We start from the raw sequence: 18780 nt of genomic DNA, 5'->3' as shown, positions 1-18780 counted from the left end.
GACAGCAGTCCACCGATCCACGATCCACAGGGAGACCTGACCAGTGAAGACCGAGTCCGAGAAGCTCAGCCCCACCCGGGTGAAGCTCACCGTCGAGGTGCCCTTCGACGAGCTGAAGCCCGCCGTCGAGGCCGCCACCGCCAAGATCGCCGACCAGGTGCAGATCCCCGGCTTCCGCAAGGGCAAGGTCCCCTCCACGCTCGTCGAGCAGCGCTTCGGCCGCCCCGCGATCATGCAGGAGGCCGTCAACGACGCCCTCCCGGACTTCTACCAGAAGGCCGCCGCCGAGGCCGAGCTCAAGCCCGTCGGCCGCCCCGAGGTCGAGGTCAACGAGGTCCCGGGCCTGGACGGCACCGAGACCGGCAGCCTGATCTTCACCGTCGAGCAGGACGTCCGCCCCGACATCGAGCTGCCCGATCTGTCGACCCTCGAGGTCGAGATCGAGGAGCCCGCGGTCGACGACGACGCCGTCGAGGTGCGCCTGACCGAGCTGCGCGAGCGCTTCGGCACCCTTGTGGGCGTGGACCGCCCCGCCGAGGATCGCGACTTCGTCTCCCTCGACATGGTCGCGACCATCGAGGACGAGGAGATCGAGACCGTCGAGGGCGTCTCCTACCAGATCGGCGAGGGCAACATGCTCGAGGGCCTCGACGAGGCGCTCATCGGCCTCTCGGCCGGCGAGGACACCACCTTCACCTCGACGCTCGCCGGTGGCGAGCGCGCGGGCGAGGAGGCGACCATCAAGGTCACCGCCCAGTCCGTCAAGGTGCGCGAGCTGCCCGAGGCCGACGACGAGTTCGCCGAGATGGCCTCCGAGTTCGACACCATCGACGAGCTCAAGGAAGACCTGAAGACCCAGGCCGAGGCCGACGCCGCGGGCAACCGCGTGGCCCTGGCCCGCAACGCCCTCCTCGAGAAGCTCCTCGAGGAGCTCGAGATCCCGGTGCCCGAGCAGCTGGTCGAGGACGAGGTCCTCACCCACCTGCAGAACGAGGGCAAGGAGGCGGGCGACCCGCACGGCGAGGAGATCCGCGAGGACACCGTCAAGGCGATCCGCGCCCAGTTCCTGCTCGACGAGCTCAACGCCACCCGCGAGGTGCAGGTCGGCCAGAACGACCTGATGAACTACATGGGTCAGCTCTCCCAGCAGTACGGCATCGAGCCGAACCAGCTGCTGCAGATGCTCGCCCAGTCCGGTCAGCTCGAGCAGATCTTCGGCGAGGTGCAGCGCTCCAAGGCCCTCGACGTCGCGCTGCGCGAGGTGACCGTCAAGAACGCCTCCGGCGACGTGCTCGACCTCGGTCTCGAGGCCGAGGAGGAGGCCGCGGCCGAGGAGTCCGACGAGGACGAGGCCCCGGCCGAGGCCGACGAGGCCGCCGACTCCGAGAAGTGAGTCCTCTCCCGTCCGCGGACGGGCACTGACGGGCCGTCCTCCCTCCGGGGAGGGCGGCCCGTCCGTCTGCCCAGGGCAGTGCAGGGCAGGGTCGCTGAGAACCAGGATCGTGCCGCTCAGCGGCGGCGCGGCCGGTAGAGGCGCCCGCAGTTCTCGGGATCGGTGCCGATCGTGCCGGCCGCCTCCCAGCGCACCCGTCGGCCGCCCGGCACGTCGAAGATCCGCACCCCGTCGCCCAGGAAGATCGGCACGGTCCACACCTGCAGCTCGTCGACGAGATCGTGCTCGAGGGCCTGCCGGGCGATGTCGGCGCTGATGATCTGGACGTCGAGGGGCCCCGCGATCTCCCGGGCCCGGGAGATCACCTCGCGGACGTCCAGGTCGAGGGCGATCACCGAGGGATCCGCGGCGAGCTCCTCGGGGCGGTGGGTCAGGATGATCTCCGTGCCGGACCAGGCCCCGCCGTAGGCCTCCGCCGTCAGCTCGTCCCGCTCGCCCGCCTGCTCGCGGGCCGCGTCGTAGCCGCGCCGTCCGGAGATGATCACGCCGACGGCTGCCGCGAGTCCGGCGAGCTCCGCCTCGTCGGCCGCCTGCCGCTCGGCCGCACTCTCGGCCCCGCCGGGCGCCGCGGGGGTGTCGGAGAGGAAGCTCATGTCGTGGCCGGGGCCCGCGATGAACCCGTCGAGCGAGGCGGTGAAGCCGTAGGCGACCTTGCCCATGTCTGCTCCTGGTGCGCTCGGGATGGCGGGACCCGCGGTGGCGGGGTGGCGGACCCTCGGGTCCTTCAGCCTGCTCCCGCGGTCGTGAGGAGGTCAAGGATTCCGCCCGGGATGCGGGACGGGCCCGATCCCCTCGAGGGGATCGGGCCCGTAGCCGGCGGAGCCGGAGGGATCAGCGGTAGCTGACGAAGGTCGGGTTGCCCCAGATCGAGCGCTCGACGACGCGCTGCTTCGAGCCGGAGGCGTCGATGACCTGGCCGTCGCCGGCGTAGATCGCGACGTGGCCGGGCCAGGCGACGATGTCGCCGGGGCGCGCCTCGGACTGCGAGATGGTGCGGCCGCCGTCGGCGATCGCGCCGGAGGAGCGGGGCAGGTCGATGCCCGCGGCCTCGTAGGCGAAGTTCACCAGGCCGGAGCAGTCCATGCCGCTGAGGCTGGAGCCGCCCCAGGAGTAGGGGGTGCCGACGGCCGAGCGGGCCGCGTCGACGATGCTGCTCGAGGAGGAGGAGCCCTCGGAGGAGGACGCGGAGGCGGAGCCGCCGACCGGAGTCGAGGAACCGCCGTTGAGCGCGCCACGGGTCTGGGGGCCGACCACGCCGTCGACCTGCAGGTCGTTCGCGGCCTGGTAATCCTTGACGGCCGCGTGGGTGCGCTTGCCGAAGACGCCGTCGACCTCGAGGGAGGCGCCGTTGTCGTTGAGCGCCTTCTGCAGGTCCTCGACGTTGTCGCCGCGCGAGCCCCAGCGGAGCTTCTCGGTCGAATCGAGGGCGGCGGAGGGGGCCGCGGTCTGGGCGGCGGGGGCGGACTGCGCGGGAGCGGCGGGGGCCGCCGGGGCGGCCTGGGCGGCGCCTCCGGTGAAGGCGGTGCCGACGAGGACGGAACCGAGGATCGCGGCACCGCCGACGCCGTAGGCAGCCTTGCGGGCGCCGGCGATCGGGGTACGGGCGAGACCGGGGGTCCGGTGGGTGTTGTGCTTGGCCATGAGTGCGGTTCGTTCCTTCCGGGCCGGTCACGTCGACCGGGGATGTCGTGCTGGATCGTGCGACCACCGCTGTCGGGGTGAGTGCGTCACCGTGGGTGATGGATTCACCGTAGGGGCCGGTGCGCGCCTGACCGAAGGGCTTTGGGGGAGCCGGGCAGGGGACTTGACGGGGTCTTTGCGTCAGGTCGACCAGACGTGACCAGACGGAGGGACGGCTTGACGATCCGGCGAACCGTCGGACACAGCGGCGGACGGGGTGCCCTCGCGCCGTCGGCCAGTGCGCCTGCGGCGAACAGCCCCCCGAGGCGCCCTGCGCACCGCCTAGAGTCGAGCCATCGTCCATCCCGCCCTGAAGGAGACACCGTGACCTCTCAGAACACCAGGACCTCCGCGCCGCGCGGCGCCATGGGGGACACCCCCATGGGGCTCGACGACAACGTCTACCAGCGCCTGCTGCGCGAGCGCATCGTATGGCTCGGCTCCGAGGTGCGCGACGAGAACGCGAACGCGATCTGCTCGAAGCTGCTGCTGCTCGCCGCGGAGGATCCCGACAAGGACATCTACCTCTACATCAACAGCCCCGGCGGCTCCATCACCGCGGGCATGGCCATCTACGACACCATGCAGTTCGTCAAGCCCGACGTGGTGACGGTCGGCATGGGCATGGCGGCCTCGATGGGGCAGTTCCTGCTGTCGTCCGGGACCAAGGGCAAGCGCTACGCGACCCCGCACACCCGGGTCCTCATGCACCAGCCGCTCGGCGGCCTCGGCGGCACCGCCACCGACATCAAGATCCAGGCCGACCTCATCCTCTCCATGAAGCAGCAGCTCGCCGAGCTGATCGCCGAGCAGACGGGCAAGAGCGTCGAGCAGATCCACGCCGACTCCGACCGCGACCACTGGTTCACGGCCGCCGAGGCCCTCGAGTACGGCTTCATCGACAAGATCGTCAGCGGCTCGGGCGACGTCACCGGCGGCGGCGGCACCGACGACTGACCGTCCTCCCGCCCGCCCCGTCACCCGCAGACACCACCCCACGCCAGGAGACCTCGTGACCTTCGACCCCCGTTTCTACGGCTCGCTGCCGTCCGTCCCGACCGCGCAGGTCGGTGCGGGCACCACCCCGATGCCCACCAGCCGCTACGTGCTCCCGCAGTACGAGGAGCGCACCGCTTACGGCTTCAAGCGCCAGGACCCGTACACCAAGCTCTTCGAGGACCGCATCATCTTCCTCGGGGTGCAGGTGGACGATGCCTCCGCCGACGACGTGATGGCGCAGCTGCTCGTGCTCGAGTCCCAGGACCCGGACCGCGACATCACGCTGTACATCAACAGCCCCGGTGGCTCCTTCACCGCGCTGACCGCGATCTACGACACGATGCAGTACATCAAGCCCGACATCACCACCGTGTGCCTGGGCCAGGCGGCTTCCGCCGCCGCCGTGCTGCTGGCCGCGGGCTCCCCGGGCAAGCGCCTCGCGCTCCCGAACGCCCGCATCCTCATCCACCAGCCCGCCATGGGCGGTCAGGGCGGCGGCCAGGCCTCCGACCTGGAGATCCAGGCCAACGAGATCATGCGCATGCGCGAGTGGCTCGAGCAGACCCTCGCCCACCACTCCGGCCGCACCGCCGAGCAGGTGAGCAAGGACATCGAGCGCGACAAGATCCTCACCGCCCAGAGCGCTCTCGAGTACGGCCTGGTCGACCAGGTGCTGACCTCCCGCAAGGAGCCCCGCGCCCAGGTCGCGCGCTGAGTCCGACGGGGCGGGGGCCCTGGCCCCCGCCCCGTCCGGCACGCCTCCGTCCCCGGGCGCGGCCTCCCGCATCCGCGGGGCCCCGCACGGTACCGTGGACGAGGTCCTCCACCGCGAGGACCGCCCTGCCGGGCATCGGCCCCGCAGACCCCCGACCACCTGACGAGAGGACACGCAGATGGCCCGCACGAGCGAGGGGACGGACGTCTTCAAGTGCTCCTTCTGCGGCAAGTCGCAGAAGCAGGTGGAGCGCCTGATCTCGGGTCCCGGGGTGTTCATCTGCGAAGAGTGCATCGAACTGTGCAACGAGATCATCGCGGAGGAGATCCAGGCGGCGCAGCCCGCCGCCGAGGAGCAGGCGCCGCTGCCCGCCCCCCGCGAGATCTTCGACTTCCTTGAGGAGTACGTGGTGGGCCAGGAGCCCGCCAAGCGCGCGCTCTCGGTCGCCGTCTACAACCACTACAAGCGTCTGCGCGCCCAGGACGCCGAGGCCGGTACGCACGGCGGTAAGACCGCGGCGGCGGCCCTGGCCGAGGAGGCCGGGAGCCACGAGGACCCGGTCGAGGTCGCGAAGTCCAACGTGATGCTCGTCGGGCCCACCGGCTGCGGCAAGACCTATCTCGCCCAGACCCTCGCGCGCATGCTCGACGTTCCCTTCGCCATGGCGGACGCGACCGCGCTGACCGAGGCGGGCTATGTCGGTGAGGACGTCGAGAACATCCTGCTGAAGCTGCTGCAGGCCGCGGACTACGACGTCAAGAAGGCCGAGCGCGGCATCATCTACATCGACGAGGTCGACAAGATCGGGCGCAAGGCCGAGAACCCCTCGATCACCCGCGACGTGTCCGGCGAGGGCGTGCAGCAGGCGCTGCTGAAGATCCTCGAGGGGACGGTCGCCGCGGTGCCCCCGCAGGGCGGGCGCAAGCACCCCCACCAGGAGTTCATCCAAATCGACACCACGAACGTGCTGTTCATCGTCGCGGGCGCCTTCGCCGGCATCGAGGACATCATCGGCTCGCGGATCGGCAAGCGCGGCATCGGCTTCGGCGCGGAGCTGCACACCCCTCTCGAGCAGGAGCAGATCTACTCCAAGCTGCTGCCCGAGGACCTGCTGAAGTTCGGGCTCATCCCCGAGTTCATCGGCCGCCTGCCGGTGATCACGAGCGTGACGAACCTGGACCGGCCGGCCCTCATCTCGATCCTGACCGAGCCGCGCAACGCCCTGGTGAAGCAGTACCAGAAGATGTTCGCGCTGGACGGTGTCGAGCTCGACTTCGAGCAGTCGGCGCTCGAGGCCATCGCGGACAGGGCGATCGCCCGCGAGACCGGGGCGCGCGGTCTGCGCGCGATCCTCGAGGAGGCGCTGCAGCCGGTGATGTTCGAGGTGCCCTCGCGGGATGACGTCGCGAAGGTCGTGATCACCGCCGGGGTGGTCACCGAGGGGCGCGCGCCTCTCATGGTCACCGCGAAGGACGGCGAGCGCGCCGACCGCGAGCGCCAGGATCGCTCGGCCTGATGAGCGCAGACCGTCCCGCCCCGCTCGTGCCCGACGACGTCGAGCGTGCCCGTGAGCTGCTCCTCGGGGAGCGCCGCAGCATCGACAACATCGACGCCGCCCTCGTGCACCTCCTCGCCGAGCGCTTCGCCCACACCCAGCGGGTGGGGGTGCTCAAGGCGGCCCACGGCCTGCCCCCGGCGGATCCGGACCGCGAGCAGCAGCAGATCCAGCGTCTGCGCTCCCTCGCCGACGAGGCGGGCCTGGATCCCGTCTTCGCCGAGGCCTTCCTGCGCTTCATCGTCACCGAGGTGATCCGCCACCACGAGCGGCTGCGCGAGGAGCACCCCTCCTCCCCGGAACAGTCCGGCCCGTCGGGCCCCGCCTCCTCCTGACCAGCAGGGGAACCTGCCCGGAGTCCCTGCCCTGCGCCGTGCGCGCTGGTAGTGTCGGCGCCATGGCTCGCACCACGTTCCTCGACTGGCCGGTGATCCGGCAGCTTCGCGGAGCGGATCCGACCGGTCGTGGCACCGCCGTCACCTCCGCGCGGACCCGCAGCATCGCGCCGCGCACCGCCGCGGCGGACGGTGTCGTCGACAGCGTCTGCCCCTACTGCGCCGTCGGCTGCAGCCAGCGCGTCCACCACCAGGACGGACGCGTCCTCAGCATCGAGGGCAACCCGGACTCCCCGATCTCCCGCGGTCGGCTCTGCCCCAAGGGGGCCGCGAGCGAGCAGCTCGCCAACTCCTCCCTCCGCCAGACCACGGTCCGCTACCGCCGGCCGTACGGCACCGAGTGGGAGGACCTCGACCTCGACACCGCGATGGACATGATCGCGGACCGCTTCCTCGAGGCGCGCCGGAAGCACTGGGAGGACGTCGACGAGAAGGGCCACCCCCTGCGGCGCACGATGGGGATCGCGAGCCTCGGCGGCGCGACCATCGACAACGAGGAGAACTATCTGATCAAGAAGTTCTTCACCGCCGCGGGCGCCATCCAGATGGAGAACCAGGCCCGCATATGACACTCCGCCACGGTTCCCAGTCTGGGAGCCTCGTTCGGTCGTGGCGGGGCCACGAACACGGTGCAGGATTTCGCCAACGCTGACCTGATCGTCATCGAGGGCTCGAACATGGCCGAGGCCCACCCCGTCGCCTTCCAGTGGGTGATCGAGGCGAAGAAGCGCGGCGCCCGCGTGATCCACATCGATCCGCGCTTCACCCGCACCTCGGCGAACGCGGACCGGCACATCCCGATCCGCAGCGGCACCGACATCGTGCTGCTCGGCGGCGTGATCCGGCACGTGCTCGAGAACGAGCTGTTCTTCGACGAGTACGTGCGGGCCTACACCAACGCCTCGACGCTGATCTCCGAGGAGTACGGCGATCCCGAGGACCTCGGCGGCCTCTTCTCCGGTTACGACCCGGACACCGGCACCTATGACGACTCCACCTGGGCGTACGCCGGGGATCCGGACCGCATCGCCCGCGGTCTCCCCGAGCGCGACGAGACCCTCCAGCACCCGCGCACCGTCTTCCAGATCCTGAAGCGCCACTACGCGCGCTATACGCCGCAGATGGTGCAGGACACCTGCGGCATCTCCCCGGAGGACTTCGAGTTCCTGGCGCGCTCGATCGTGGAGAACTCGGGTCGCGAGAAGACGACGATGTTCGCGTACGCCCTCGGCTGGACCCAGCACCAGGGCGGTGCGCAGATGATCCGCACCTCCGCGATCCTGCAGCTGCTGATGGGGAACATGGGCCGTCCGGGCGGCGGGATCATGGCCCTGCGCGGCCACGCCACCATCCAGGGCTCCACCGACATCCCGACGCTCTACCACATCCTCCCCGGGTACCTGCCGATGCCGAAGGCCGGCCAGGACGACTTCGCCGAGTACGTCCTCTCCGTGGGGAGGAAGGAGCAGAAGGGCTTCTGGGCGAACGCGGACGTCTACGCCGTCAACCTGCTGAAGGCCTGGTGGGGCGAGCACGCCACCGCCGAGAACGACTGGGGCTTCCACCATCTGCCCCGGCTCACGGGCGCCCACGGCACGTACCAGACGGTGATGCGGATGCTCGAGGGCGGGGTCGACGGATACTTCCTCTTCGGCCAGAACCCCGCCGTCGGCTCGGCCAACGGCCGCCTGCAGCGCCTCGGGCTCACCCACCTGAAGTGGATGGTGGTGCGGGACTTCTACATGATCGAGTCCGCGACCTTCTGGAAGGACGGGCCGGAGATCGAGTCGGGGGAGCTGTCCCCGGAGCAGATCGGCACCGAGATGTTCTTCCTCCCGGCCGCGAACCACACCGAGAAGGCCGGCTCCTTCACGCAGACCCAGCGCCTGGTGCAGTGGCGCGACAAGGCCGTGGATCCGCCCGGTGATGCGCGCAGCGACCTCGAGTTCATGTATGACCTGGGCTGCCGTATCCGCGAGAAGCTCCGCGACTCTACCGATCCGCGCGATCGACCGATCCTGGATCTGACATGGGACTATCCCGTCGACGAGCACGGCGAGCCCGATGCGGAGGCGGTCCTCGCCGAGATCAACGGCCGCCACCTGACCGGGGAGAAGGCCGGTCAGCCGCTCGCCTCCTTCGGGGAGATGGCGGCCGACGGTTCGACCATGGGCGGCTGCTGGATCTACGCCGGCGTGCAGGCGGGCGGGGTCAACCGGGCACGCCGGCGCACCCCGGGACAGGATCAGGACGAGACCGCGGCAGACTGGGGCTGGGCCTGGCCCGCGAACCGTCGGATCCTCTACAACCGCGCCTCCGCCGATCCGGCCGGCCGGCCCTGGAGCGAGCGGAAGAAGTGGGTCTGGTGGGACGAGGAGGCCGGGACGTGGACCGGCAAGGACGTCCCCGACTTCCCGCCGACCAAGCGGCCCGACGATCCCGGCGACCCGAGCAAGGGCGGCGCGGCGGCCCTCGCGGGAACCGACGCCTTCATCATGCAGTCCGACGGGAAGGGCTGGCTCTTCGCCCCGACCGGGATGGTCGACGGGCCGATGCCCACGCACTACGAGTCGCCCGAGTCGATGATCCGCAATCCGTTGTACGCGCAGCAGTCCAACCCCACGCGCGTCACCTTCCGCGACGAGGACAACCTCAGCTCGGCGGGTGCGATGGGGGCGAGCGGCGAGGTCTACCCGTACGTGTTCACCACCTACCGGATCACCGAGCACCACACCGCGGGCGGCATGAGCCGCTTCCTGCCCTATCTCGCCGAGCTCCAGCCCGAGATGTACTGCGAGGTCTCCCCGGAACTCGCCGAGGAGCTCGGACTCGAGCCCTACGGCTGGGCGACCATTATCTCGGCGCGCAATGCCATTGAGGCGAAGGTGCTGGTCACCGAGCGGATGACGCCGCTGCGCGTGGGGGAGCGGACCGTCCATCAGATCGGCCTGCCCTTCCACTGGGGGCAGGGCAGCGAGGCGATCGTGACCGGGGACGGGGCGAACGACCTGATCGGCATGAACCTCGACGCCAACACCCAGATCCAGAACAGCAAGAACAACGCCTGCACGATCCTCCCCGGGCGCCGGCCGCGCGGCGCCGGCCGGGCCGAGCTGGTCCGGGAGTACCGTCGGCGGGCCGGGCTGATCCCCGCGCTGCACCCGCAGGTCGACGGGGCCGAGGGTGCGCCGGGTGCGGGACCGGCCGTCGAGGGGACGGCGCATCAGGTGCGCGGTCCCGAGGAGGCGACCGCCGTCCCCACGGGGGAGCCGACGATGAAGGAGATGAGGAACCGATGAGCCTGCTCGCCGGACCCGAGGGACCCGCGGCGGAGGCCGGCTGGGGCCACGATCACGAGCGCCGGGGGTTCTTCACCGACACCTCGATCTGCATCGGCTGCAAGGCCTGCGAGGTGGCCTGCAAGGAGTGGAACCGCAACCCGATCGACGGCAACCTCGAGATCCTCGGCTCCAGCTACGACAACACCGGCGAGCTCGGCGCGAACACCTGGCGCCACGTGGCCTTCGTCGAGCAGGGCCGGGAGCGGATCGAGGAGGCGCGCGAGTCCGGGCGGAAGCTGGTCAGCCTCGGCATGCCGGGGATCGGGCCGAGGAGCACCGGACCGCGCGGCGCCATGCCCGCCGGGGACATCGCGCAGGCGGACCGCACCCCGCCGGACACCCCTGAGTTCCGCTGGCTGATGTCTTCGGACGTGTGCAAGCACTGCACCAACGCCGGATGCCTCGACGTGTGCCCGACCGGCGCGATCTTCCGCTCCGAGTTCGGCTCCGTGGTGGTCCAGCAGGACGTGTGCAACGGCTGCGGCACCTGCGTCAGCGCCTGCCCCTTCGGGGTGATCGAGCGCCGCGACGACGGCACCGTCTCGCCCTTCGCCGTGCGCGAGGAGGAGGACCCGCGCCGCAACACCGCGAGCAAGTGCACGCTGTGCTACGACCGGCTCGTCGACGGCGAGCAGCCCGCCTGCTCCGCGACCTGCCCCACGCAGTCCATCACCTTCGGCGAGCACCCGGATCTCACCGCCGAGGCCCGGCGGCGCGTCGCCGACCTGCACGAGCGGGGCATGACCGAGGCACGGCTGTACGGCGCGAACCCGCGGGACGGCGTCGGCGGCACCGGCTCGGTGTTCCTGCTGCTGGACGAGCCCGAGGTCTACGGCCTCCCGCCGGACCCGCAGGTGCCCACGAAGTCCCTGGCCCGCACCTACGCCCGCACCGGCCTCGCGGCCGCGGGCATGGTCGCGGCCGTCGCGCTGTCCTTCCTGGGAGCGCGCCGATGAGCCTCACCGCCTTCGACGCCGACCGACCGCCGGAGCAGCCCCGACGCCGCGGCGGCGGGAGACGCCGCCGTCGCCGCGGCCTCGGCGAGGTCGGGATGGGCGACGGGTCCCGCGAGGGTGCCGTCGTCGAGGACGTCGAGATCGAGCGGTCCGGCGAGTACGACTCCTACTACGGCCGGCCCGTCGTCAAGGCCCCGCCGTGGAAGGCCCCGATCGCCGCGTACCTGTTCCTCGGCGGGGTCGCCGGCGGCTCCGCCCTGCTGGCCTTCGGCGCGCAGACCACAGGCAGGCCGTTGCTGCGCCGCAACACCCGGCTGGTGGCGCTGGGCGCGATCGGGCTCGGCACCGTCGCGCTCATCGAGGACCTCGGCAGACCCGAGCGCTTCCTGAACATGATGCGGACCGTGAAGGTCACGAGCCCCATGAGCCTGGGGACCTGGGTGGTGGGCGGGTTCGGCTCGCTCTCCGGGGTGCTCGGCGCGGTCGAGGTCGACCGCCTGGCGGGGGAGAGGCTGCCGCTCGGAACTCTGCGCCCGCTGCTGCACGCCGCCGAGGGTCCCGCCTCCGTCGGCCAGGCGGTCCTCGCCCCGCTGCTGGCCTCGTACACCGGGGCGCTGCTCGGCAACACCGTCGTCCCCACCTGGGAGGCCGGCCGCGGCCACCTCCCGGCCCTCTTCGCCTCCTCCGCGAGCCTCGCCGCGGGCGGTGCCGCGATGGTCACCACCCCGGCGAAGGAGGCCGGACCGGCGCGGCTGCTCGCGGTCGCCGGGGTCGCGGGGGACGTGGTGAGCATGCACCGGATGAAGGAGTCGATGCACCCGCTCGAACGGGAGCCGCTCGAGACCGGCGCCCCGGGGCAGCTGCTCGTCTGGGCGGAGCGCCTCGCCGTCGTCGGCGGGATCGGCGCGCTGCTGGGGCGGCGCAGCCGTGCGCTCTCGGTCGCGAGCGGCGCCGCGCTGCTCACCGCCTCGGCGCTGACCCGTTTCGGCGTGCTGCACGCCGGCCTCGAGTCCGTGAAGGACCCGCGTCGCGTGATCGAGCCGCAGAAGGCGCGCCTGGCGGCCCGCCGCGCCGCCGGCATCACCGACGACTCGATCACCACCGTCGGCTGAGCGGGCGGCGGGAGCTCGGTCAGCGCACCCGGATCCCGGAGCCCGCGACCGTCTCGCCGATCACCGGGTATCCGGGCACCTCGCCGACCACGAGCAGCCCGCCCGAGGTCTGTGCATCGGCGAGCAGCAGCAGATCGTCCTCGGTGATCCCGGGACCCGCCTCGACCCCGGGCCGCACCCAGTCGAGGTTCCGCCGCGTCCCGCCGGAGACGAAGCCGTCCCGCAGCGCCTCCGCCGCCCCGTCGACGAGCGGCACCGCGGCCCGCTCGATCACGGCGCCGACCCCGGAGGCCCGGGCCATCTTCGCCAGGTGCCCGAGCAGCCCGAATCCCGTCACGTCCGTCGCCGCGCGGGCTCCGGCGGCCAGCGCCGCCCGGGACGCCTCGCGGTTCAGCGTGGTCATCACCTCGATCGCCGCGGCGGAGACCTCGCCGGTGGTCTTCATGCGGTTGTTCAGCAGCCCCACCCCGAGCGGTTTGGTCAGGGTGAGCGGCAGACCCGGCTCCGCGGCATCGTTGCGCAGCAGGCGATTCGCCGGAGCGGTGCCGGTCACGGCCATGCCGTACTTCGGCTCGGGATCGTCCACCGAGTGGCCGCCGATGACCGGGACCCCGGCCTGCTGCGCGATCGCGAGACCGCCTCCGAGCACCTCCTGCAGCAGCTCATAGGGCAGCACCCCGCGGGGCCACCCCACGAGGTTGATCGCGACCACGGGCTCACCCCCCATCGCGTAGATGTCGCTGAGCGCGTTCGCGGCCGCGATCCGCCCCCAGTCGTAGGGGTCGTCGACGACGGGGGTGAAGAAGTCCGCGGTGGAGAGCACGGCGGTGTCCCCGTCCGGTCCGCCGATCCGCACCGCGGCGGCGTCGTCGCCGTCGTCGAGCCCCACGATCACCTGGTCGTACCGCTGCCCGCTCAGGCCCCGGACGACGTCCTCGAGCTCGCCCGGCGGGAGCTTCGAGGCGCAGCCGCCGCCGTGCGCCATGGTGGTCAGGCGGATCCGGGGACCCGGCAGCGCGGGGACCACAGGAGCAGGTGCGCCGACCGCCGCCGGAGCGGTGTCGGGAGCGGTCGGGGGGAGGTCGTCGGCAACCATGCCCCGAGCCTAGCCGTCCCCGTGAAGCGGCAGGTAAGGCGGTGATAGCGTGGGCGACGGAGGCGTCTGCGCCCTGGTGGTCGCCCCAGTCTTCAAAACTGGTGGGACCGAGCATCTCGGTCCGGCGGGTTCGATTCCCGTCCGCCTCCGCCACACCGTCCGCGGTCGACGTCCGTCGGCCCCGCCCGCGCGAGCAGCGCGACGAGGAGGTCCCGTGCGCGCATCATCGTCGAGCGCCGGCGTCGGCCCCGGGGCCGGCATCGGCGAGGACCCGCGCCGCCGGATCCCCCGCACCGACCATCTGCTCGCCGATCCCGAGATCGCCGCGGCCGGGGCGAGCCTCGGCGCGGCCGCGCTGCGGCGCACGGTCCAGGGGGCGCAGGACCGCGCCCGACGCGGCGAGATCGCCCCCGAGGGCGTCCGCGACGCGGTGCTCGCCGCGCTCGCCCCCCGCTCCGCCGGATCGCTGCGCCCCGTCCTGAACGCCACCGGAGTGCTCGTGCACACGAACCTCGGCAGGGCTCCGCTCTCGGACGCGGCCCGCCAGGCCCTCCAGGAGGCCGCGGGATACACCGACGTCGAGCTCGACCTGGCAACCGGGATGCGCTCCCGGCGTGGTGCCGCCGCCCGCGCGGCGCTCCTCGCCGCCTGCCCCGCCGCCGAGGACGCGCTGGTCGTGAACAACGCGGCGGCCGCCCTGATGCTCGCGACCACCGCGCTCGCTGGCGGCCGCGAGGTGCTGTGGAGCCGGGGGGAGCTCGTCGAGATCGGCGCCGGGTTCCGCCTCGCCGATCTCGTCGCCTCCACCGGGGTGCGCATCCGCGAGGTGGGCAGCACCAACCGTACCCACGCCGAGGACTTCCGGGCAGCCTGCGCTGCGGGACCGACGGGAGCGGACGGCGGTGCGGAGGGGAGCCCCGGCGTGGGCGCGATCCTCACCGTGCACCCGAGCAACTTCCGCCTCGAGGGATTCACGAGCGGCGTCGGCATCGCGGAGCTCGCCGCGATCGCCCACCAGCACGACCTGCCGCTGATCGCCGATCTCGGGTCCGGCCTGCTGCGCCCCGAACCGGCCCTGCCCGCCGAGCCCGATGCCGCCGGCGCCCTCGAGGCCGGCGCCGACCTGGTTCTGGCCAGCGGGGACAAGCTCCTCGGCGGGCCGCAGGCGGGGATTCTGCTGGGGCGGGCGGAGATCATCGCGCGCCTCGCCCGTCACCCCCTCGCCCGCGCCGTCCGCGCCGACAAGCTCGCCCTCGCCGCCCTCGAGGCGACCCTCCGCGGGCCCGTCCCGCCGGTGCTCGCCGCCCTGCGCGCCGATCCGCAGGCGCTCCGGGAGCGCAGCGCGCGCCTCGCCGCCCGGCTCGGCGGGGAGCTGCGGGCGCACGACGGGCGCGTCGGCGGCGGGGGAGGGGTCGGGGTGCCCCTGCCCGGCTGGGCGGTCGCGCTCGAGGAGGAGCTCGCCGCCCCGCTGCGCACCGGCGATCCGGCCGTGGTCGGCACCGTCCGCGACGGCGCCTGCCTGCTCGACCTGCGCTGCGTGCCCAAGGCCGAGGACGGCGCCGTCGAGCGGGCCGTGCTCGCCGCCCGCGCCCGCCTCGAGGCGGAGACCCCCGCCCCATGAGCCAGGTGATCGCGACCGCCGGCCACGTCGATCACGGCAAGTCCACCCTGGTCCGCGCCCTGAGCGGCATCGAACCGGACCGCCTCGCGGAGGAGCGGCGGCGCGGACTCACGATCGAACTCGGCTTCGCCGGGACCACACTCCCCTCCGGGCGGGAGATCGCGTTCGTGGACGTCCCCGGGCACGAGCGCTTCCTCGCCACGATGCTCACGGGCCTCGGCCCCGCCCCGCTGGTCTGCTTCGTCGTGGCCGCCGACGGCGGCTGGAGCGCTCAGTCCTCCGACCACCGCGACGCGATCGCCGCCCTCGGCCTCGACCAGGGCCTGCTCGTGATCACCCGCACCGACCTCGCCCCGGACCGGACCCTCGAGGTTACCGCCCGCGCCCGCGAGGAGCTCGCGGGCACCGGCCTCGCGGACGTCCCCGCGGTCGCGGTCTCCGCCCGCACGGGGGAGGGGATGGAGACCCTGCGCGAGGTGCTCGACGAGGTCGTGGCCGGAGCGCGGACCCCCGACGAGACCGCCGACGTGCGCCTGTGGGTCGACCGCTCCTTCTCGCTCCCCGGCGCGGGCACCGTGGTCACCGGCACCCTCGGCGCGGGCACCCTGCGGGTCGGCGATGAGCTGGACCTGGTCGGCGCGGGCCAGGCGCGACGCACCACCGTGCGCGCCCTGCAGTCCGGCGGCGAGGACGCCGAGCAGCTCGGACCCGTGCGGCGCACTGCCGTGAACCTGCGCGGTGCCGAGGCCGGCTCGATCCACCGCGGCGACGCCCTGCTCACCCCCGGGGCCTGGGATCTGATCGGTGTCGTCGACGCCCGGGTCGACCTCTGCGGCGCGCTGGGCGACCTCGGCGCGGCGCCCGCGGAGCTCGTCGCCCATGCGGGCACCGCCGCGGTGCCGGTGCGTCTGCGTCCCCTCGGCGGTCCCCACGCCCGCCTCACCCTCGACCGGCCGCTGCCGCTGCGCTGCGGCGACCGGATCGTGCTGCGCGGCAGCGGCGAGCACCCGCTGCTCGGCGGCGCTCTGGTGCTCGACGTCGACCCGCCCGTGCTGACCCGTCGTGGGGACGCCGCCCGTCGGGCCGCTGCGCTCGCGGGGATCGGGGCCGACGGGGATGCCGCCGGGATCATCCTCCGCCACGGGGCGGTGCCGTCCGGGCGGCTCGTCCGGCAGGGGGTCCGCCTCCCGGACCCGCTGCCCGAGGGGATCGCGCGCGCAGGAGATCTGCTGGTGGACCGCGAGGCGCAGGTGGCCTGGTCGCGGCGTCTCGCCGAGCTGGTCGACGCCGAGCACACGGCCCGTCCGCTCTCGGCCGGGCTGCCGCTCAAGGCCGCCCTCGACGCGCTCGCCGCCCGCCGGGACGATGCCCGGACCGGTACGCGGGCCGGACCCGCAGGGCCCGCCACCCCGCCGCTGCCCGCCGCGCTCGGCCCCGCGCTGCTCCCGAGCCTGCTGCGCGCCGCGAGCCTCGTCGAGCGGGACGGCCGGCTCGTCGATCCGGTGCGTGCGGGAGGGCTCGGTCAGGCCGAGGAGTCGATCACCCGGCTCGAGGAGCGGTTGCGCGGCGCGCCCTTCGCGGCCCCCGAGGCGGAGGAGCTCGCCGCCCTGGGTCTCGGACCGGAGCAGCTCGCCGCCGCGGCCCGGCAGGGCAGGATCCTCCGCCTGCCGGGCGAGGTGGTGCTGTTGCCGCCCGCGGCGGCTCTCGCCATGCGGGAGCTCGCCCGGCTGGAGCAGCCCTTCACCGCCTCGGCCGCGAGGCAGGCGCTCGGCACCACGCGCCGGGTCGCGATCCCGCTGCTCGAGCATCTCGATCGCCGCGGCTGGACGAGGCGCGTCGACGCGGGCCGCCGCGAGATCGTGCGCTGACCGCCCGTCGCCCGGAATGGGGAGTGCTCCCCATGGGCGGTGCCGGGCATCCGCCCTAGGCTCCTTCTCAGATCAGGGACGAGCATCCGCCGACGGGGCGGGTCAGGGGAGGGGACGAGATGAGCGGGTTCCTCGGAGCAGACACCGAGCAGCTGCGCACGCAGGCGGAGGCCTGCCGGCGCGAGGCGGGCACGCTGCATGACCTCCTCGGCACCACCTCGGCACTGATCGCCTCGGTCGACTGGAACGGGCCCGACGCCGACGCCTTCCGGGAGCGGTGGACCTCCCAGGTGCGGGCGGGGATCTCCGCGCGGGCCGAGGAGCTGCAGGCGCGCGCCGACCAGTTGCGCGAGCACGCCGAAGAGCAGGACAGCGCCTCCGAGAACGGCCGTGGGGCAGGACCAGGACACGGCCCCTTCGGGCTGCCGCTGCCCTTCCCCTTCCCGCTCCCCGGCCCCTTCGGTCCCCTCGGCCCCGGTGGGCCCTTCCCGTCCTTCCCGCCCTTCCCCCTGCCGACGCCGTCGGGTCCCCCGGCCCCGCCGTTCTTCTACGGCGACCAGGGCTATTCGACCCGGGGCACCACCTTCGGGGAGCAGCGCCCCGTCGGGGACGACTTCACCTGGAACCCGGAGCTCCTGCCCGGTCAGGAGATCAGCAACGACGCCGGCTACGTGGACGTGCACGCAGGGGCGAACTACAGCGCGGGCACCAACGTCACCACCGACCCGTACGGCAACACCACTGCGACCATCGGCGCCCGTGGGAGCCTCGAGGCGGGGGTCGAGACCCAGCTGAACGGACCCTTCGGAACGGGGCTCACCACCAGCCACCGGGTCGGGGCGGAGGCGTACGTCGAGGCCGGCGGCACCGTCGGGCCCGACGGCTACTCGTACGGCGCGAAGGCGGGCTCGGGCCTGTACGCCTCGCAGAGCGCGACGCTCGACGGGCCCTTCGGGTCCTCCAGCACCATCACCACCGACGCCTACGTCGGCGCCAACGCGAACGCCTACAGCTACGCCCACGTCACCCGGAACGAGGACGGCCAGGCCAACGGGTTCACGATCGGCGGCGGCGCGAACGCCTTCGCCGGCGGCCAGGTCACTCAGACCTACGAGAGCACCAGTCCGGGCGGATGGTTCTCCTCCTCGACGTCGATCAGCGAGAAGGCCGGGGCCGGAGCCGGAGCCTCCGCCGGCGCGACCGTCTCGACCGACGAGATCTCGGTGAACGTCGGCGGGCAGCTCGCGGTCGAGCTCGGGCTGGGCGGCAGTACGAGCCTCGCCATCCACCCCAATCAGATCGTCAACACCTTCACCCCCAGCGACTACGACATCGACGACGCCATCTCGGATGCCTCCGGTGCCTGGGACAGCGCGAGCAGTGCGGTCAGCAGCACCGTCAGCTCCCTGAACCCGTTCGACTGATGACCCTCGCCCTCGGGGGCGAGGCCCCGGGGCGGAGCGGCTCGTCGGCCGGGATCCGCCTCAGCGGTGGCCGGGGTGGCGCGCCCACCACGCGGCGTGCGCCGCAGTGATCGCCTGCGCGGCACGGAGGTAGCCGCCGTCGGCGGAGTTGCCGCCCTCTCCGGAGGACATGGCCACGGCGCCGACGGCCACGATGTTCCCGTCCAGCAGGTGCAGGCGCACCCCGGTGGGACCCCGCCGTGCCGTGGGCACTTCCACCCCGCGCACCGCCGAGAAGGGAACCGTGCGGCGGGCGCTGGTGAGAGTCCGCCAGGAGACGTCCTCCGTGCTGACCGTGACCGAGGAGCGCTGTCCCGCCAGGAACAGCAACACCCCGGCGATCACGCCGATCGGGACGAACAGCAGCATCACCAGCACCGAGGCGTCCTCGCTCGAGAGCCACAGCAGCACCGGGAGCGGCACGAACACGAGGATGTCGACGACGGCGATCAGCGGGCCGACGACGCGCAGAATCGTCGCCGACCCGCTGCGATAGGTGCGAGCACTCATCGGGGACCGATCGATC

The 18780-nt window shown here is 72.8% G+C and carries 15 protein-coding genes and 1 tRNA gene; 12 read left to right on the top strand and 4 right to left on the bottom strand.

What is annotated here, in order from left to right:
- The first annotated feature begins 43 nt into the window (after positions 1-43).
- Positions 44-1393 carry a trigger factor gene (gene tig, locus V1258_RS10910; RefSeq protein WP_329747283.1) on the top strand — a complete coding sequence of 450 codons (1350 nt, stop codon included), beginning with the start codon at positions 44-46 and terminating at the stop codon, positions 1391-1393.
- Between the two features lie 116 nt (positions 1394-1509).
- Here the strand turns inward: tig and V1258_RS10905 are convergent, their stop codons facing one another.
- Together V1258_RS10905 and V1258_RS10900 are read right to left on the bottom strand one after the other, a co-directional pair.
- Positions 1510-2112 (bottom strand): dihydrofolate reductase family protein, encoded by a 603-nt coding sequence (locus V1258_RS10905; RefSeq protein ID WP_329749723.1) that lies wholly within the window; start codon positions 2110-2112, stop codon positions 1510-1512.
- A 172-nt stretch (positions 2113-2284) separates the two neighbouring features.
- Positions 2285-3094 (bottom strand): C40 family peptidase, encoded by an 810-nt coding sequence (locus V1258_RS10900; protein ID WP_329749722.1) that lies wholly within the window; start codon positions 3092-3094, stop codon positions 2285-2287.
- A 363-nt stretch (positions 3095-3457) separates the two neighbouring features.
- Between V1258_RS10900 and V1258_RS10895 the strand changes: the two genes are divergently transcribed.
- The 7 genes from V1258_RS10895 (at position 3458) to nrfD (ending at position 12206) form a co-directional block, all read left to right on the top strand.
- Complete coding sequence (locus V1258_RS10895; RefSeq protein WP_329747287.1) at positions 3458-4090, top strand: ATP-dependent Clp protease proteolytic subunit; 633 nt, start codon at positions 3458-3460, stop codon at positions 4088-4090.
- Between the two features lie 130 nt (positions 4091-4220).
- The gene (locus tag V1258_RS10890) at positions 4221-4847 is read left to right on the top strand and encodes an ATP-dependent Clp protease proteolytic subunit (protein ID WP_329747320.1); all 627 of its coding nucleotides are present in this window, start codon (positions 4221-4223) and stop codon (positions 4845-4847) included.
- A gap of 178 nt (positions 4848-5025) precedes the next feature.
- Positions 5026-6363 (top strand): ATP-dependent Clp protease ATP-binding subunit ClpX, encoded by a 1338-nt coding sequence (gene clpX, locus V1258_RS10885; RefSeq protein WP_329749721.1) that lies wholly within the window; start codon positions 5026-5028, stop codon positions 6361-6363.
- A complete protein-coding gene (locus tag V1258_RS10880; protein WP_329749720.1) occupies positions 6363-6737 on the top strand; it encodes a chorismate mutase in 375 nt (124 codons plus the stop codon). The genes clpX and V1258_RS10880 overlap by 1 nt, the downstream gene beginning before the upstream one ends.
- A gap of 62 nt (positions 6738-6799) precedes the next feature.
- Complete coding sequence (gene fdnG, locus V1258_RS10875) at positions 6800-10096, top strand: formate dehydrogenase-N subunit alpha (protein ID WP_329749719.1); 3297 nt, start codon at positions 6800-6802, stop codon at positions 10094-10096.
- A complete protein-coding gene (locus tag V1258_RS10870) occupies positions 10093-11094 on the top strand; it encodes a 4Fe-4S dicluster domain-containing protein (protein ID WP_329749718.1) in 1002 nt (333 codons plus the stop codon). The genes fdnG and V1258_RS10870 overlap by 4 nt, the downstream gene beginning before the upstream one ends.
- Positions 11091-12206 (top strand): NrfD/PsrC family molybdoenzyme membrane anchor subunit, encoded by a 1116-nt coding sequence (nrfD, locus tag V1258_RS10865; RefSeq protein ID WP_329749717.1) that lies wholly within the window; start codon positions 11091-11093, stop codon positions 12204-12206. Before V1258_RS10870 ends, nrfD begins: the two co-directional genes overlap by 4 nt.
- Positions 12207-12225: 19 nt before the next feature.
- On the opposite strand, the gene selD is transcribed toward nrfD, so the two are convergent.
- A complete protein-coding gene (gene selD, locus V1258_RS10860; protein ID WP_442878616.1) occupies positions 12226-13221 on the bottom strand; it encodes a selenide, water dikinase SelD in 996 nt (331 codons plus the stop codon).
- A gap of 139 nt (positions 13222-13360) precedes the next feature.
- Between selD and V1258_RS10855 the strand changes: the two genes are divergently transcribed.
- The 4 genes from V1258_RS10855 to V1258_RS10840 all read left to right on the top strand — a co-directional run bounded on the left by V1258_RS10855 (position 13361) and on the right by V1258_RS10840 (position 18215).
- Positions 13361-13455, top strand: a tRNA-Sec gene (locus V1258_RS10855).
- A 61-nt stretch (positions 13456-13516) separates the two neighbouring features.
- Positions 13517-14923: an L-seryl-tRNA(Sec) selenium transferase gene (gene selA / locus V1258_RS10850; protein ID WP_329749715.1), complete on the top strand. Its 1407-nt coding sequence runs from the start codon at positions 13517-13519 to the stop codon at positions 14921-14923.
- On the top strand, positions 14920-16791 hold the full coding sequence (gene selB / locus V1258_RS10845; protein ID WP_329749714.1) for a selenocysteine-specific translation elongation factor: 1872 nt from the start codon (positions 14920-14922) through the stop codon (positions 16789-16791). Before selA ends, selB begins: the two co-directional genes overlap by 4 nt.
- A gap of 119 nt (positions 16792-16910) precedes the next feature.
- A complete protein-coding gene (locus V1258_RS10840) occupies positions 16911-18215 on the top strand; it encodes a WXG100 family type VII secretion target (RefSeq protein ID WP_329749713.1) in 1305 nt (434 codons plus the stop codon).
- Between the two features lie 60 nt (positions 18216-18275).
- On the opposite strand, the gene V1258_RS10835 is transcribed toward V1258_RS10840, so the two are convergent.
- A complete protein-coding gene (locus tag V1258_RS10835; RefSeq protein ID WP_329749712.1) occupies positions 18276-18764 on the bottom strand; it encodes a PH domain-containing protein in 489 nt (162 codons plus the stop codon).
- Between the last annotated feature and the right edge of the window lie 16 nt (positions 18765-18780).

The organism is Brachybacterium sp. J153, assembly GCF_036311905.1.
In the GTDB taxonomy this organism is placed as follows: Bacteria; Actinomycetota; Actinomycetes; order Actinomycetales; family Dermabacteraceae; genus Brachybacterium.
The sequence above is the reverse complement of the archived record's forward strand: the minus strand, read 5'-3'. Positions and strand labels throughout refer to the sequence as shown.